Raw genomic sequence first — 14,877 nt, forward strand, 5'->3', positions numbered from 1 at the left:
TGTCAAAACAATGACTGCTGACCGGACTCCCCGCCCTTTGGCGACGACTTGCGCGCGGGGCGCGGCGGGGCACCGGTTGCAACATCCAGCGAACCGTCGGCAAATTTCAGGGTCAGCGCGGGCTGCGCGGCAGCGGCGGCGCGCGTGGTGACGGCATGGCCCTGCGCATCGGTGACGATGGCATAGCCGCGCGAAAGCGGCGCTTCGGGATTGAGCTGCGGCAGGACACGCGACAGCGCGCCCAGTGCCTGCGCCGCATCGCGGTGGCGCTGGCGCATCAGGTTGCGCATGTCCGGCACGCGCGAAAGATCGCGGCGGTGGCTTTCGACATTGCGCAGCAGCAGCGCCGGGCGCAGGCCCCCGCCGCTCTGCGCCAGTTGCGCCCGCGCCCGTTCGGCCCTGCCCGCAAGGCCGCGGCGCAACCTGTCCGTCAGGTCATCCAGCCGCTGGCCCTGCGCCTCCACCAGCGCGGCAGGATCGGGCAGGCGCTCGCTCCAGCCCGTCAGCCGTTCGCGGGCCAGCATCACGGGGCGAATCACCCCGCGCCGCTGCCGCGCGGCATATTCGTCCAGCATCGCGCGCAGTTCCTGCCGCACCGGCACGGCGAGTTCGGCAGCCGCAGTCGGGGTCGGCGCGCGAAGATCGGCGGCAAAATCTGCCAGCGTCGTATCGGTTTCGTGCCCGACGGCGGAAATGACCGGAATGCTGCAATTGGCGATCGCGCGAACGACGATCTCCTCGTTGAAGGACCACAGGTCCTCTATCGAACCGCCTCCGCGTGCCACGATCACCAGGTCGGGGCGCGGCACCGGCCCGTCTGGAGCGAGGCCGGAGAACCCGTCCACCGCCCGCGCGACCTGTTCCGCGCTGCCCTGCCCCTGCACCATCACCGGCCAGACGACGACATGGCTGGGGAATCGGTCGTTCAACCGGTGCAGGATGTCGCGGATGACCGCACCGGTCGGGCTGGTGACGACGCCGATCGTGCGCGGCAGGAACGGCAGGCGGCGTTTGCGTTCGGGGGCGAACAGCCCTTCCCCCTCCAGTTTCGCCTTCAGCTTCGCGAGCAGGGCCAGCAAGGCGCCTTCGCCTGCGATCTCCATCGAATCGATGACGATCTGGTATTTCGAACGCCCCGGATATGTCGTCAGCTTGCCGGTGGCGATAACCTCCACGCCATCTTCGGGCCGGAACGCCAGCCGACCGGCATTGCCACGCCACATCACGCCGTCGATCACGGCATTTTCGTCCTTCAGCGCGCAATAGAGGTGGCCAGATGCCGCGCGCTTCACGCCCGAAAGCTCGCCGCGCAGGCGCACGTGGCCGAAGCGATCTTCCACCGTGCGCTTCAACAATTGCGAGATTTCCGACACCGAGAGGGGAGCGGCGTTGTCCCCCTGCCTCTCAGGCGCTAGGAGCCGCGCATTCTCTTCACCTTCGAATCCTGTGGGGCTGTTGGCCAATGAATTTCCTTTTGATCGGCTCGGGCGGACGCGAACATGCTCTGGCATGGAAGCTGGCGCAATCCCGCCTGCTCCATCCGGAGGGTCGCGAGGCTGGAAAACTCTATGCCGCACCCGGCAATCCCGGCATTGCCGAACTGGCCGAATGCGTCAAACTGGACGTGACGGACCATGACGCGGTGATCGCGTTCTGCAACGATCATAACATCGGCCTCGTCGTCGTCGGACCCGAAGCGCCGCTGGTCGACGGACTGGCCGATTCGCTGCGCGGGGCGGGAATTGCCGTGTTCGGGCCGAGCAAGGAAGCTGCGCAGCTCGAAGGTTCAAAGGGTTTCACCAAGGACATGTGCACCCGCGCGGGCATCCCCACCGCGGCCTATGCCCGGTGCGATGACGAGGCATCGGCAATGGCGGCGCTGGCTGATTTCCCGATCCCCGTCGTGGTGAAGGCCGATGGTCTTGCCGCGGGCAAGGGCGTGATCATCGCCGAAACGCTGGAACAGGCGCAGGAGGCGATCCGCGACATATTCGGCGGCATGTTCGGCGCGGCTGGCGCCAGCGTTGTGATCGAGGAATTCATGACGGGCGAGGAAGCCAGCTACTTCGCCATCACCGACGGGGCGACGATCATGCCCTTCGGATCGGCTCAGGATCACAAGCGCGTGGGAGAGGGCGATACCGGCCCCAACACCGGCGGCATGGGCGCATACAGCCCCGCACCGGTGCTGACCCCGATGCTGCGCGGACAGGTTCTGGAACGCATCATCGCGCCGACCGTGCGCCAGATGGCCGAAGACGGCATGCCCTATCGCGGCGTGCTCTATGCCGGCCTGATGCTGACGGACGAAGGCCCGAAGCTCATCGAATACAACTGCCGCTTCGGTGATCCGGAATGCCAGGTGCTGATGATGCGGCTGGAGGATGACCTTGGCGAGATCCTCTATGCCTGCGCAACCAATTCGCTGGCCAAGCTGCGCGCCGCGCGTTTCGCGGACCAGACCGCCCTTACCGTGGTGATGGCGGCCAACGGCTATCCGGGCACGCCGGAAAAGGGCGGTGCGATCAACGCACTGGACGCTGCCGAGGCTGAAGGCGGGAAAGTCTTCCACGCCGGCACCGCGATGAACGATGGCCAGCTTGTCGCCAACGGGGGGCGTGTGCTGAACGTGACGGCCACGGGCGAAAGCGTGAGCGAGGCGCAGGCCGCGGCATATGCGATGGTCGATGCCATCGATTTCCCGACCGGATTCTGCCGCCGCGACATCGGCTGGCGCGAAGTGGAACGCGAAAAAACGAATTGACCGGTCCGACTCTCGCCGGACCGATCGCATCAGTTACCCCAGAGAGCGACACTCAGCGCAAAGCGGCTTCCCACCCGTTCCGCTGCGAATATTTTCACGCTCAATGTTGTTGCCGGTATTACAATTGGTGTCATTGTGATGGACATTCGACTTGATTGAATGCCACGCCGCACGTTTGGCCATGGATTGGCTTCCTTCTAACGAAGAGGCCTTGACCGCATGCTTGCAAGGACACATGGTGTCTTTGCTCTTGGAGGAGCATCGTGCCGGACGGCCTCACGGTCCCGGCAAACGATTGGGTCGGTTCCCTAGGGAATCGGCCCTTTCGTTATCCACCCTCAGATTAGTCCGGTCGTCTACCCGCGCAACCCACAGAGGGGTGTTAACTGGGCAAACGCGCAAGTTGCATTTTGCAGGATTAGTTGTTGATCAGAGCGACTCGCCGGATTCGCTGATCTTTATTCAGATTCAACCTACAGCAACTTTCTGGGGAAAGATGCCGGTTGTCCACATCCTGCCCGTCGAAATAGCGCCAAAGTTCCGCGAATCGTTCAACCGAACCGCACAGCCACGAGTTCCTTCAGGTCTGCCTCCGGCCTTGCGCCATAGTGGCTGATCACTTCTGCGGCCGCGATCGCGCCCATCGTCAGGCATTCGGCAAGGCTGGCGCCATTGACGTGGCCGTGCAGGAAGCCGGCCGCAAAACTGTCGCCCGCGCCTGTCGTGTCGACGACTTTCGCCACCGGTTCTGCCGGAACGCTGGCGGTTTGCCCGCCAGAAATCGCCACTGCGCCCTTTTCGCTGCGCGTTGCCACCAGCACCGGCAGCTTGGGCGCAAGCATGGCCACGCCTTCATCGAAACTGGCCGCGCCGGTCAGACCCAGCAGTTCGACTTCGTTGGCGAACAGTATGTCGATCTGCCCGCCATCGATCAGGGCGCGGAAATCGTCGCCGTGGCGGTCCAGCAGGAACGCGTCGGACAGGGTGAATGCGACCTCGCGCCCGGCATCGCGCGCTGCCTTGATCGCGCCCTTCATAGCGGCGCGCGGATCGTCCGGATCCCAGAGATACCCTTCGAGGTAGAGCACCTTCGCGCTGGCAATAAGGTTCGCGTCGATGGCGCTGGCCGGCAAGTGCTGCGACGCGCCGAGGAACGTGTTCATCGTGCGCTGCCCGTCCGGCGTAACGAGGATCAGGCACCGAGCCGTCGGCGGATCGCCTTCACGCGGGGCAACATCGAAATGGATGCCGGCGGCGCGGATGTCGTGGGCAAAAACCTCGCCCAACTGGTCGTTCGCGACTTGCCCGATGAAAGCCGCCTTGCTGCCCAGCGCCGCAAGCCCCGCACAAGTGTTCGCCGCGCTGCCGCCGGAAATCTCCCGCGCCGGGCCCATCCGGGCGTAGAGTTCCGTCGCCCGCGCGGTATCGATCAGCGTCATCGCGCCCTTGTCCACCCGCTCCTCTGCCAGAAAGGCATCGTCGCAAGGGGCAAGCACGTCCACGATGGCATTTCCGATGGCGAGAACGTCGAAGCGGGCTTCTGTCATGGGCGGGCAGCGTCCTGTCGGGATTGGGAAAACTCGCTGGGGGTTAGGCGACAGGCGCGTTGACAGCAAGCGCGTGCTGCCATCTATCCTGCACGCCCATGAAAGACGCCAGATCCGCCCTCTCGATCCCGCAGGCCTTTGCCCTCGCCTTTGCCCAACTGGGGGACCGCAAGGTTCTGGCCCTGCTGGTGAAATCGATCCTGATCAGCATTGTGCTCGCGGTCTTGCTGGGGGCGGCACTCGTCCTCTCGCTCGGCTGGGGGATCGGCGCGGTGTTCGGGCTGGATTACGACCAGCAGGTACCCGGCGCCGGCGCCGCGATGATCGTGGTTCTGGGCTTCGTCGGCATCATCGCGGCGTGGCTGGCATGGCGCATCGTCGCCATCGCGGTGCTGCAATTCTACGCCGACGACGTCGTTTCGCTGGTAGAGGCGGCGCATTACCCGTCGCTGGCCCCGCGCGACCTGCCAATGGCGGAACAGGCGCGAATCGCGGTGCGCGGTGCGATCCGCGCGCTTGTCGCCAACCTGATCGCCCTGCCCTTCGCGCTCGCCCTGCTGTTCACCGCGATCGGCCCGGCACTCGTCTTCGCCGTGGTCAACGGCATCCTGCTGGGGCGCGAGTTGCAGGACATGGTCTGGGTCCGCCACCAAAGGGACGGAGCCGCCGCTCCGCTGGGCTTTGCCAGCCGTTTCCTCCTCGGCCTGTCGGTCGCGGGGCTGCTGGCCGTCCCGATCCTGAACCTGCTCGCCCCGTTCCTGGGGGCAGCGGCTGCGACACATCTGGTTCATCGCGCCGCGTTAAGGCAGGGGGCCAGTCATGCGTAAGCTCCTTGCCCTGTCCCTGATCCCGCTGGCCGCCGCCTGCGCCTCTACCGGCCCAATCGTGCCGCCCACGCGCCCCGCCACGGCCAGCGTCCCGCCGCAACAACCCGAAGCGCAGCCCAGCAGCGCATTCCGACCGGCGCGGGTGATGAACATGCCGGGCCTCGACGGCGTGATCGGATCGGATGCGAACGGCCTCGTCCGCCAGTTCGGCACCCCCCGCCTCGACGTGTGGGAGGATGACGCCCGCAAGCTGCAGTTCACGGGCCGCGCCTGCGTGCTCGACGTCTTCCTCTATCCGCCCGCACCGGGCCGGACGGAAACGGCAACATGGGTGGAAGCCCGCCGCCAGACCGACGGGCGCGACGTGGACCGCGCATCCTGTATCGCGGCCCTGCGCCGCTGAAGGGCCAAGGGTAACTCCGTCTTAAGCTTGTTTCGCTAAGCCCTTGTGCGAATGACAAGGGGCTTTGCGCACTCATGACGATGCATTTCAGCGATATCGCCGTCCAGGCGGCGGCAGACCGGCAGATCTCCGCCGAAGAGATTCTCGAACTGCGCCGCGCAGGGTGGAGCAACGGCCGCATCACGCCCGAAGAGGCGGAGGCGATCTTCACGCTCAACGATTCGCTGGACGAGCGTAGCGACGCATGGGTCGACTTCTTCGTCGAGGCGATCGGCGAATACGTGCTCAACACGCTGGAACCCAAGGGCTACGTCACCGAGGAACAGGGCAGCTGGCTGATCGACCGGCTGAACGCCAGCGGCAAGGTCGAATCGATGGCCGAGCTGGAGCTGGTCGTCCGCCTTGTCGAACGCGCGTCCAACGTACCGGAAAAGATGAAGGTCTATGTGCTGGGCGTGATGGAGCACGAAGTGCTGTCAGGCACCGGCCCCACCCGCTGCGGCGGCGAACTGTCGGACACCCATGTCTCTGATGCAGAGTGCAGAATCCTGCGCCGCGCGATCTTCGCCCCCGGTTCGGACCGCCCCGGCGCGGTCAGCCGGCGGGAAGCGGAGATGCTGTACCGCATCAAGGACGCATGCCTCGGCGCGGACAATGCGCCCGAATGGAAGCGCCTGTTCGTGCAGGGCGTTGGCAACCACCTGCAGGGGTTCTCCTCGGCGAATGCGCAGATCAGCATCGAGCGCGCGGCCGAACTGGAACGCTTCATGGGTGATGCCAGCTCCAACGTGGGTCGCTTCCTCGGTCGCATGGCGAAGACCAGCCCGAACCGTTTCGGCAAGGTCTTCGGCAAGAAGGGCACGAACGAACCGACGCGCGAACAGCTCGTCGCCGCCGACCACGCGGTTACCGCCAGCGAGAAGAAGTGGCTGGACGCCCAGATTTCCGGCAACGGCCAGGTCGACGATTACGACGCCGCGCTGCTGGACTTCCTAGACGGCGGCGACGCACCGCGAGCCACGCCGTAATCCGGCCCATGCGGGCCTGCGAACGGCACTTCCGCGCGCTTCCGGTGCTCACGTACGGACGTACGCTGCGCTCCGGTTCACGCGTCAGCACCATTCTCGGCTCCACCTGAACCGAATTCCGGCATGCCTCGTCAAAAAACTATACGGTGAAACTCTCGCCGCAGCCGCAGCTGCCGGTCGCATTCGGATTGTTGAACACGAAGCCCGCCTGAAAGTCGTCCTCGACCCAATCCATCGTGCTGCCGATCAGGTAAAGCACACTAGCGCCGTCAATGAAGAACAGGCCACCGGGCGTCTCGATCCGCTCGTCGAAGCTGTTCGCCTCTTTCACGTAGTCGACCGAGTAGGCAAGGCCCGAACAGCCGCGACGCGGGGTCGACAGCTTCACGCCGATCGCGCCTTCGGGCGCTTTGGCCATAAGATCGGCAATCCGCTGCTCCGCGCTGGCGGTAAGCGTGACTGCAGCCTTCGGGGCTGGGCGGGTTTTGGTGTCGGTCATAGTTTTCTTTCCCAGAACTGGGCACTGCCCATCGCCGGATCAAGGGCATAGGCCGCATAACCTTCGCTGGCGTAGAGCGCCTTTGCCCCTTCGTTGCCCGACAGGACTTCGAGCGTGATCTTGCATGCCCCGCGCTTTTTCGCCTCTTCGGCGATCGCGCGCATCAGGGCGCGGCCAATGCCTTTACCGCGCGCCGATGGCAGCACGGCGATGTCGTGGATATTGACCAGCGGCGCGCAAGCGAACGTCGAAAAGCCGGTGAAACAGTTGGCAAGGCCCACCGGTTCGCCATCCTGACGGGCAATCAGGCTGAACGCGCCGGAATGTTCCGCCAACGCATCGGGCAGGCCGACGCGCGCTTTATCCGAAAGCGGTTCACCGCCGCCCATTGGATCGCGGGCATAGCCATCGAGCAGCGCGACCAGCGCAGCCGCGTCCGCCGGATCGCTGTAGTTGGCCAAAGAGATCACAGGCGTGATGGCCATAGTCGAGGCGTCTGCCGTGCTCACAACATTCCGAGTTCGAGCTTGGCTTCGTCGCTCATCTTCTGGGGGTCCCATGGCGGATCCCAGACGAGGTTCACTTCGGCATCGCCCACGCCCGGAACCGCACCGACGCGCAGTTCAACCTCGCCCGGCATCGACTCAGCAACCGGACAGTGCGGCGTGGTCAGCGTCATGGTGACGACCGCGCGGCTGTTGTCATCGATCTCGACGCCGTAGATCAGGCCCAGATCGTAGATGTTTACCGGGATTTCCGGATCGAAGATTTCCTTCAGCGCGGCGATGACGCTCTCGTACAGGTCGCCGCCCGGCTCGTTCCCGGCGATGTCTGCAGGCTTTTCCTTCAGGAAACCGTCGAGGTAGTCCTTCTTGCGCTCCAGCTTTTCAGCCGCCGTTTCTTCGACAACGTCCTCGACGCGGGCGCGTCGCGGGGTATCCACGCTGGACACCTCTTCGCTGGTCGGGGGAGTATTCGTATCGTCGGTCATCCGAAGATCCTCATGGTGCGTTCGATGCCGCGGATCAGCGCGGCGATATCGTCTTCGTCGGAATAGAGCCCGAAGCTGGCCCGGGCCGTGGCGGGAACGCCAAGGTGGTCCATCAGCGGCTGGGCGCAGTGGTGGCCGGCGCGGATCGCGACGTTTTCCTCGTCGAGAATAGTGCCGAGATCATGGGGGTGGATGTCGCCCAGCTGGAAGCTGACGATGCCTGCACTGTCGTCCGGCCCGAACAGGCGGAGCGAGTTGATCTTGGCCAGTTCGGCCCGCGCCTTGCGGGTCAGGTCATCCTCGTGCGCGGCGATCTGGTCGATGCCGATACCCTCTATGTAATCAACAGCGGCGGCAAAGGCGATCGCCTCGGTAATCGCTGGCGTGCCTGCCTCGAACCGCTGCGGCGTATCGGCCCAGGTGGTCTTCTCGAACGTCACGCGGTCGATCATCGAACCGCCGCCCTGATAGGGAGGCATTGCGTCCAGGATTTCCTTCTTCACCCAGAGCGCGCCGATGCCGGTAGGGCCGTAGATCTTGTGCGCGGAGAAGACGTAGAAGTCGCAATCGAGCGATTTCACGTCGACTTTTGTGCGGGGAACGGCCTGACAGCCATCGAGCAGCAATTTCGCACCGACCGAGCGGGCCAGATCCGCCGCTTTTGCCGTATCGAGCCGCGATCCAAGCACGTTCGACACGTGCGCCAAAGCGATCAGTTTCGTCCGTTCGTCAACAACTTGCCGCGCAGCATCGAGGTCGATGCGGCCATCCTCGGTCAGCGGGCAGACGTCGATCTCTATTCCGGTGAGTTCGCGCAGCAATTGCCACGGCACGATGTTCGAATGATGCTCCAGAATCGACAGGAGAACGCGGTCGCCGGCCTTCAGGTTTGCTGCGCCCCATGTTGCAGCAACGAGATTGATCGCCTCGGTCGCGCCGCGCGTGAAAACCAGCTCGTCTTCCACACCGCCGACCAGACCCGCCACCTTGCGGCGCGCGGCTTCGTAGCCCAGCGTCATCTCGGCAGAGCGTGAATAGACGCCGCGGTGCACAGTCGCGTAATCGCGGCCCAGCGCGCGGGTCATCGCGTCGACAACCACTTGCGGCTTCTGAGCGGTGGCGGCGGTGTCAAGGTAATGCCACGGGCTACCGTCGGCATTGACCATGCCGGGGAAGTCCGATCGAATATCTTTCACCGGGCGGGAGATCGTCTGCGTGCTCACAGCTGCGCACCTTCCAGCACGGACAGCGCACGTTCGAGCAGGCGTTCGCCCAGTGCCTCGTCCTCAATGTTCTCGAAAGCGTCGGCGATGAAAGCCTGCACCTGCAGCTTGCGGGCAATCTCGGGCGGAATACCGCGAGCGGCCATGTAGAAGCCCGCCATCCGGTCCAGCGCGCCGATCGCCGCGCCGTGGGCGCACTTCACGTCGTCTGCAAAGATTTCGAGTTCGGGCTTGGTGTTCGCGCTCGCGCCCTTTTCCAGCAGGATCGCGCGGAAATTCTGCGCGGCGTCGGTCTTCTGCGCATCGCGCACGACTTCGATCCGGCCGAGGAAATTTCCGACCGCCTTGCCCCAGTGAACCGCGCGAACCACCTGGTTCGAGGTCGCGTTCGGCTCTGCGTGGATGCAGCGGGTCACGAATTCGCGCGTCTCGCTGCCGCCGCCGATGGTGACGCCGCCGAATTCGAAGTGTGCGCCGTCCTCCAGCGTCACTTCGCATTCCAGCCGCGCATAGCCGGGGGCCGCGTTCACGGCGGACAGTTCAAAGCGCCCGCCCTTGCCGATGCGGACACGAATGCGCTCGACACCCGTGACGTCGCGGCTTTCGGCCATGCTCTCGCCAGCGGGGACCGTGATCTCGGTCCATCCGGTCAGCGCGTCTGCGTCCGAAGACTCCAGCGCCGCCGCGTCGGCATAGCGCCAGTCCTCGTCACGGGTGGTGGGAAGGGTAGCCAGATCGGTCACACGACTTCCTCGTAACCCTCGCGCTCAAGCTCCAGCGCCAGTTCCGGCCCGCCGGTCTTCACGATGCGGCCCTTGGCGAGAATGTGGACCTTGTCCGGCTTCACGTAGTCGAGCAGGCGCTGGTAGTGGGTGATGAGCAGCACGCCCTTGCCCGCATCGCGCATGATCGAATTGATGCCGTCGCCCACGATGCGCAGCGCATCGATGTCGAGGCCCGAGTCCGTCTCGTCCAGAATGGCGAACTTGGGGTCGAGGATGCCCATCTGCACCATCTCGTTCCGCTTCTTTTCGCCGCCCGAGAAACCGACGTTCACGGGGCGCTTGAGCATGTCCATGTCCATGCGCAGCAGCGCGGCCTTTTCCTTGGCCAGCTTCAGGAATTCGCCGCCGGTCAGCTCGGGTTCGCCGCGGTGCTTGCGCTGGGCATTGGCCGCCTCGCGCAGGAACTGGACGTTGGAAACGCCGGGAATTTCGACCGGATACTGGAAGCCGAGGAACAGGCCGGCCGCAGCGCGTTCGTGCGGTTCCATGTCCAGCAGGTCCTGCCCGTCGAACGTCACCGATCCTTCGGTGATCTCGTAACCCGGACGGCCGCCCAGCGTGTAGGCCAGCGTCGACTTGCCCGCGCCGTTGGGACCCATGATCGCGTGGACCTCGCCCGCACCGACTTCGAGCGTCAGGCCGTTGAGGATCTTCTTGCCGTCGACTTCGGCGTGGAGGTTTTCGATTTTCAGCATCGTATCAGTCTCTTTTGGGGCCGCGAACGGTGCGGGGCTTGTAGCCCTGACCGCTGTTTTTCTTTTCGTCGAAGTGCTTGCGCCGCGCTTCCTGCCGGTCGGCGATACGCATCCGCATTCCGGCGGTGATGCGGGCGAGCACCTCGTCCATGTTGTTGAGGATGTCGTCGGCCTTGATCCGCATGACGCGGATGCCCACGGCCTCGAGGCTCTTGTCACGGCGCTTTGCCAGCGTCTCGTCCTCGCCTTCCTCATCGATGTCGATCGCCATGCCGAGGCTGTGGCAGTTGAAGTCGACGATGGCGCTGCCGACGACGGCGTGGCGCTTGAAGGTGTAGCGGCCCATGTCGGCATCTGCGAACTTCTCGGCGAGCGCCTTGTGCGCAGGGGTCGAATGGCGCCGCATTTCGCGCGCACGATCATGCAGCGCGTCGAGCCGCGATTCGGAAATTTCCCAGCCGCGACCCTTTTTCTTGATCGCGGGTTCGGCGTCGTCCGATGCGGGGCGCAGGGTGAGGGGTTTTCGTTCGGTCATGTTAAATCTGCGAAATCGCCCAAAAGGTGAAAACTACGAAAAGCACTGCCGACAATCCGGCTGCAACGAGCGGGGCAATCCACCATCGACCGGTCGGAATGCGCTGGTACTCAAACAAGCCGACGGCAAGCGGGACACAGGCAAAAGATGCAGCAAACAAAGCGATTCCGCGCTCGTCTCCAATGCGAATTCCCAAATCGAGCGCTACAAAAACAAGCGCCAGACCGATCGCTGCGGGCAGGAGATAATAACGAATCGTCAACCCACGCTCCCCTCAAACGAGATCGCCACTTCGTCACCTCGGACTTGATCCGGGGTCCAGCGCGGAGCCACCACGGTCGCGCGAACCGCACTGGATGCCGGATCAAGTCCGGCATGACGGGTGGTGAGGTCCGCGCTCATCCGACCGATCCTTCCAGACTGATCGCGAGCAGCTTCTGCGCCTCGACCGCGAATTCCATCGGGAGTTCCTTCAGCACTTCCTTGGCAAAGCCGTTGACGATCAGCGCCACGGCCTGTTCCTCGTCCAGCCCGCGTTGCATCGCGTAGAACAACTGGTCGTCGCTGATCTTGCTGGTCGTCGCCTCGTGCTCGATCTGGGCAGTGGGGTTCTTCACCTCGATATAGGGCACGGTATGCGCGCCGCATTCGCTGCCCAGAAGCAGGCTGTCGCACTGCGTGAAATTGCGCACGTTGTCCGCGTTCGGCCCCACGCGGACGAGGCCGCGATAGGTGTTATCGGACTTGCCCGCGCTGATCCCCTTGGAAATGATCGTCGAACGGGTGTTCTTCCCGTTGTGGATCATCTTCGTGCCGGTATCGGCCTGCTGGTGGTTGTTGGTGACCGCTACCGAGTAGAACTCGCCCACCGAGTTTTCGCCGTTGAGCACGCAAGAAGGATACTTCCACGTAACGGCAGAGCCGGTTTCCACCTGCGTCCACGAAACCTTGCTGTTCCTGCCCTGACAAAGAGCGCGCTTGGTCACGAAGTTGTAGATGCCGCCCTTGCCCTCGGCATCGCCGGGATACCAGTTCTGGACGGTCGAATACTTGATCTCCGCATCGTCGAGCGCGACCAGTTCGACCACGGCGGCGTGGAGCTGGTTTTCATCGCGCATCGGCGCGGTGCAGCCTTCGAGATACGAGACATAGCTGCCCTCGTCGGCCACGATCAGCGTGCGCTCGAACTGGCCCGTGTTCTCGGCATTGATGCGGAAATAGGTCGACAGCTCCATCGGGCAGCGCACGCCTTTGGGGATGTAGACGAACGTGCCGTCGGAAAAGACCGCGCAGTTGAGCGTCGCAAAGAAGTTGTCGTGCATCGGCACGACCTTGCCGAGCCACTTCTTGACCAGATCAGGGTATTCCTTGATCGCCTCACTGATGGAGCGGAAGATGACGCCCGCTTCTTCCAGTTCCTTGCGGAAGGTCGTGGCGACCGAAACGGAATCGAACACCGCGTCCACGGCAACCTTGCGCGCGCCCTCGACACCCGCCAGCACTTCCTGCTCTGCAATCGGGATGCCCAGCTTGTCGTAGACGGCCTTGATCTCGGGATCGAGTTCGTCGAGCGATTCCAGCTTCGGCTTCTTCTTGGGCGCGGCGTAGTAATACGCGTCCTGGTAATCGATCGGCGGGAAGTTGACCTTGGCCCAATCCGGCTGCGGCATGGTCAGCCAGTGGCGATATGCCTTCAGGCGCCATTCCAGCATCCATTCCGGCTCTTCCTTCTTGGCCGAGATGAAGCGGACGGTCTCTTCCGACAGACCCTTCTCGGCAAACTCCTGCTCGATGTCGGAGGAGAAGCCGTATTCATAGATTTCGAGAGCCTTGGCCGCTTCCTTCGCGGCGCGGTCCTTCTCGATCGCCTCGTCCTGGGCTGCTTTCAGCACTTCTGCCTGTGGGTCGTTCATGCGGGTACTTCCAGATCGGGTATGTCTTGCGGGGCTTTTTCGTGGGCGAGATCGACCAGCGAAATGCCGGATAGCGCGGAGCGGATGGCGCGGTTCACCTGCGGCCAGTGTGCGCGGGTGCCGCAATGCAGTTCGATGGCGCAGTCGCCATCCTCGTCACAGCACTGGGTCAGCGCGATGGGGCCTTCGATCGCCTCGACAATGTCGGCCACGGTGATCGCGGCGGCAGGGCGCGCAAGGCGGAAACCGCCGCCCGCGCCGCGCACGGAACGCAGCAGGCCGGCGGAGGACAATTTGCTCACCAGCTTCTGCACCGTGGGCAGGGGCAGGCCGGTTTCCTCCGAGATTTCGGACGCATTGGTGCGATCGCCGCCGCAGTGAAGGGCAGCGGCACGCATCGCCACGACGGCGTAGTCGGCCATGCTCGAAAGCCGCATTCGTCCTTACGCTCCAAGGTGTGGGGTCAAGGTGTCCCGGCCGGATTTCCGCTAATCGGAGCAATCCGGTCCGGTTTCACCTAGTGGCGGCAATGGCCCAATTCAACGAAAACCCGACTGTTGCGAGTCGTTTGCAGGAACGCCAGCTCGACAGCCGCGCGCGCATGGCATAGGCGCACGCCTTGATGGTCTACTCCCTGATCCGCCCGCTTATCTTCCGCATGGACGCCGAGAACGCGCATGGCCTCGCGCTCGACGCGCTGAAGACGACCCCCAGTTCGCTGCTGGCCAGCCCGCCGCGCCCCGATCCGGCGCTGGCGATGACGGTTGCGGGAATCGACTTCCCCAATCCCGTCGGATTGGCGGCAGGGTTCGACAAGAACGGCGAAGTGCCCGACGCGATCCTACGCTGCGGTTTCGGCTATGCCGAAGTGGGCAGCGTCACCCCCCTGCCGCAGCAGGGCAACCCGCGCCCGCGCATCTTCCGCCTTGCCGAAGACCGCGCCGTCATCAACCGCCTTGGCTTCAACAACGAAGGGGCAGAGGCGGTGGAAAGGCGGATGAAGGCGCGCGCCCATCGCACGGGCGTGGTCGGCGTGAACTTCGGCGCGAACAAGACGAGCGAAGACCGCGTTGCCGACTATATCACGATGACGCGTATCATGGCGCCCTATGCCAGCTACCTCGCGGTCAACGTATCCAGCCCCAATACGCCCGGCCTGCGCGCTTTGCAGGACGAAGCGGCGCTGGCCGGCCTGCTCGATGCGGTGATCGACGCGCGGGGAAAGGACGGCCCGCCGGTCTTCCTGAAGGTCGCGCCCGATCTGGAACCGGCCGACGTCGATGCCATCTCGCGCATCGCCATCGACAAGAAACTGGGCGCGCTGATGGTGACGAACACCACGATCACCCGTCCGCCGCTGGCATCGAAACACCGGGACGAAAGCGGCGGCCTTTCCGGCGCGCCGATCAAGGCAATGTCCCTGCGTCGCCTGCGCGAATTCCGCGATGCAACGGGCGGTGCAATTCCCCTGATCGGGATCGGCGGCATCACCACGGCAGAGGACGCGTGGGAACGCATCCGCGCCGGCGCGAGCCTGATCCAGCTCTATTCCGCCATGGTTTACGAAGGTCCGGGCATCGCGGCAAAAATCCTGCGCGGACTGCCCGAACTGATGGCGCGAGACGGCTTTTCCTCGATTGCAGAGGCGGTTGGCAGCGAATAGCGTG

17 protein-coding genes are annotated in these 14,877 nt (G+C 64.2%); 5 read left to right on the forward strand and 12 right to left on the reverse strand.

Translation table 11 applies throughout. The features are described 5' to 3' along the window. Positions 1–2 precede the first annotated feature (2 nt). Positions 3–1,463 carry an exodeoxyribonuclease VII large subunit gene (gene xseA / locus A7A77_RS13325; protein WP_066559168.1) on the reverse strand — a complete coding sequence of 487 codons (1,461 nt, stop codon included), beginning with the start codon at positions 1,461–1,463 and terminating at the stop codon, positions 3–5. Here xseA and purD point away from each other — a divergent pair. Further along, positions 1,463–2,764, forward strand: a complete 1,302-nt coding sequence (gene purD / locus A7A77_RS13330) for a phosphoribosylamine--glycine ligase (RefSeq protein ID WP_066559169.1) — start codon at positions 1,463–1,465, stop codon at positions 2,762–2,764. The two genes, xseA and purD, sit on opposite strands and share 1 nt — an antisense overlap. Positions 2,765–3,315: 551 nt before the next feature. Here purD and A7A77_RS13335 read toward each other — a convergent pair. Further along, positions 3,316–4,311, reverse strand: a complete 996-nt coding sequence (locus A7A77_RS13335) for an adenosine kinase (RefSeq protein ID WP_066559171.1) — start codon at positions 4,309–4,311, stop codon at positions 3,316–3,318. Positions 4,312–4,409: 98 nt separating this feature from the next. Here A7A77_RS13335 and A7A77_RS13340 point away from each other — a divergent pair, with 98 nt between their 5' ends. From A7A77_RS13340 to A7A77_RS13350, 3 genes are all read left to right on the forward strand, one after another. After that, the gene (locus A7A77_RS13340; protein ID WP_082836131.1) at positions 4,410–5,138 is read left to right on the forward strand and encodes an EI24 domain-containing protein; all 729 of its coding nucleotides are present in this window, start codon (positions 4,410–4,412) and stop codon (positions 5,136–5,138) included. Further along, a complete protein-coding gene (locus tag A7A77_RS13345; RefSeq protein ID WP_066559173.1) occupies positions 5,131–5,541 on the forward strand; it encodes a hypothetical protein in 411 nt (136 codons plus the stop codon). The genes A7A77_RS13340 and A7A77_RS13345 overlap by 8 nt, the downstream gene beginning before the upstream one ends. A 74-nt stretch (positions 5,542–5,615) precedes the next feature. Next, positions 5,616–6,569, forward strand: a complete 954-nt coding sequence (locus A7A77_RS13350) for a hypothetical protein (RefSeq protein WP_066559176.1) — start codon at positions 5,616–5,618, stop codon at positions 6,567–6,569. 139 nt (positions 6,570–6,708) lie between these two features. Here the strand turns inward: A7A77_RS13350 and A7A77_RS13355 are convergent, their stop codons facing one another. The 10 genes from A7A77_RS13355 to A7A77_RS13400 all read right to left on the reverse strand — a co-directional run bounded on the left by A7A77_RS13355 (position 6,709) and on the right by A7A77_RS13400 (position 13,647). Then, positions 6,709–7,068, reverse strand: a complete 360-nt coding sequence (locus A7A77_RS13355; protein ID WP_066559179.1) for a HesB/IscA family protein — start codon at positions 7,066–7,068, stop codon at positions 6,709–6,711. Continuing rightward, entirely contained in the window at positions 7,065–7,553 is a 489-nt protein-coding gene (locus tag A7A77_RS13360; RefSeq protein ID WP_066559183.1) for a GNAT family N-acetyltransferase, read from the reverse strand. Before A7A77_RS13360 ends, A7A77_RS13355 begins: the two co-directional genes overlap by 4 nt. A gap of 20 nt (positions 7,554–7,573) precedes the next feature. Continuing rightward, on the reverse strand, positions 7,574–8,059 hold the full coding sequence (locus A7A77_RS13365) for an SUF system Fe-S cluster assembly protein (protein WP_066559185.1): 486 nt from the start codon (positions 8,057–8,059) through the stop codon (positions 7,574–7,576). Then, positions 8,056–9,225, reverse strand: coding sequence for a cysteine desulfurase (locus A7A77_RS13370; RefSeq protein WP_066559188.1), 1,170 nt, complete (start codon positions 9,223–9,225; stop codon positions 8,056–8,058). Before A7A77_RS13370 ends, A7A77_RS13365 begins: the two co-directional genes overlap by 4 nt. 53 nt (positions 9,226–9,278) lie before the next feature. Continuing rightward, the gene (locus A7A77_RS13375; protein ID WP_066559190.1) at positions 9,279–10,025 is read right to left on the reverse strand and encodes a SufD family Fe-S cluster assembly protein; all 747 of its coding nucleotides are present in this window, start codon (positions 10,023–10,025) and stop codon (positions 9,279–9,281) included. Beyond that, complete coding sequence (gene sufC / locus A7A77_RS13380; RefSeq protein WP_066559193.1) at positions 10,022–10,762, reverse strand: Fe-S cluster assembly ATPase SufC; 741 nt, start codon at positions 10,760–10,762, stop codon at positions 10,022–10,024. Before sufC ends, A7A77_RS13375 begins: the two co-directional genes overlap by 4 nt. A gap of 4 nt (positions 10,763–10,766) precedes the next feature. Next, positions 10,767–11,297, reverse strand: a complete 531-nt coding sequence (locus tag A7A77_RS13385; protein WP_066559196.1) for an endonuclease domain-containing protein — start codon at positions 11,295–11,297, stop codon at positions 10,767–10,769. A gap of 1 nt (position 11,298) precedes the next feature. Then, positions 11,299–11,559, reverse strand: a complete 261-nt coding sequence (locus A7A77_RS13390; RefSeq protein WP_066559199.1) for a hypothetical protein — start codon at positions 11,557–11,559, stop codon at positions 11,299–11,301. A gap of 136 nt (positions 11,560–11,695) precedes the next feature. Continuing rightward, on the reverse strand, positions 11,696–13,210 hold the full coding sequence (gene sufB, locus A7A77_RS13395) for a Fe-S cluster assembly protein SufB (RefSeq protein WP_066559205.1): 1,515 nt from the start codon (positions 13,208–13,210) through the stop codon (positions 11,696–11,698). Then, entirely contained in the window at positions 13,207–13,647 is a 441-nt protein-coding gene (locus A7A77_RS13400; RefSeq protein ID WP_066559210.1) for an SUF system Fe-S cluster assembly regulator, read from the reverse strand. Before A7A77_RS13400 ends, sufB begins: the two co-directional genes overlap by 4 nt. A 185-nt stretch (positions 13,648–13,832) precedes the next feature. On the opposite strand from A7A77_RS13400, the gene A7A77_RS13405 reads away from it, so the two are divergent. After that, a complete protein-coding gene (locus A7A77_RS13405) occupies positions 13,833–14,873 on the forward strand; it encodes a quinone-dependent dihydroorotate dehydrogenase (protein WP_066559219.1) in 1,041 nt (346 codons plus the stop codon). Positions 14,874–14,877: the final 4 nt, after the last annotated feature.

This window comes from Croceicoccus bisphenolivorans, from assembly GCF_001634625.1.
In the GTDB taxonomy this organism is placed as follows: Bacteria; Pseudomonadota; Alphaproteobacteria; order Sphingomonadales; family Sphingomonadaceae; genus Croceicoccus; species Croceicoccus bisphenolivorans.

Bases quoted from the DNA above. Each gene is read 5' to 3' on its own strand.
- purD (WP_066559169.1), top strand. From the start codon at position 1,463: ATGAATTTCCTTTTGATCGGCTCGGGCGGACGCGAACATGCTCTGGCA.
- A7A77_RS13335 (WP_066559171.1), bottom strand. From the start codon at position 4,311: ATGACAGAAGCCCGCTTCGACGTTCTCGCCATCGGAAATGCCATCGTG.
- A7A77_RS13340 (WP_082836131.1), top strand. From the start codon at position 4,410: ATGAAAGACGCCAGATCCGCCCTCTCGATCCCGCAGGCCTTTGCCCTC.
- A7A77_RS13345 (WP_066559173.1), top strand. From the start codon at position 5,131: ATGCGTAAGCTCCTTGCCCTGTCCCTGATCCCGCTGGCCGCCGCCTGC.
- A7A77_RS13350 (WP_066559176.1), top strand. From the start codon at position 5,616: ATGACGATGCATTTCAGCGATATCGCCGTCCAGGCGGCGGCAGACCGG.
- A7A77_RS13355 (WP_066559179.1), bottom strand. From the start codon at position 7,068: ATGACCGACACCAAAACCCGCCCAGCCCCGAAGGCTGCAGTCACGCTT.
- A7A77_RS13360 (WP_066559183.1), bottom strand. From the start codon at position 7,553: ATGGCCATCACGCCTGTGATCTCTTTGGCCAACTACAGCGATCCGGCG.
- A7A77_RS13365 (WP_066559185.1), bottom strand. From the start codon at position 8,059: ATGACCGACGATACGAATACTCCCCCGACCAGCGAAGAGGTGTCCAGC.
- A7A77_RS13370 (WP_066559188.1), bottom strand. From the start codon at position 9,225: ATGGTCAATGCCGACGGTAGCCCGTGGCATTACCTTGACACCGCCGCC.
- sufC (WP_066559193.1), bottom strand. From the start codon at position 10,762: ATGCTGAAAATCGAAAACCTCCACGCCGAAGTCGACGGCAAGAAGATC.
- A7A77_RS13385 (WP_066559196.1), bottom strand. From the start codon at position 11,297: ATGACCGAACGAAAACCCCTCACCCTGCGCCCCGCATCGGACGACGCC.
- sufB (WP_066559205.1), bottom strand. From the start codon at position 13,210: ATGAACGACCCACAGGCAGAAGTGCTGAAAGCAGCCCAGGACGAGGCG.
- A7A77_RS13400 (WP_066559210.1), bottom strand. From the start codon at position 13,647: ATGCGGCTTTCGAGCATGGCCGACTACGCCGTCGTGGCGATGCGTGCC.
- A7A77_RS13405 (WP_066559219.1), top strand. From the start codon at position 13,833: ATGGTCTACTCCCTGATCCGCCCGCTTATCTTCCGCATGGACGCCGAG.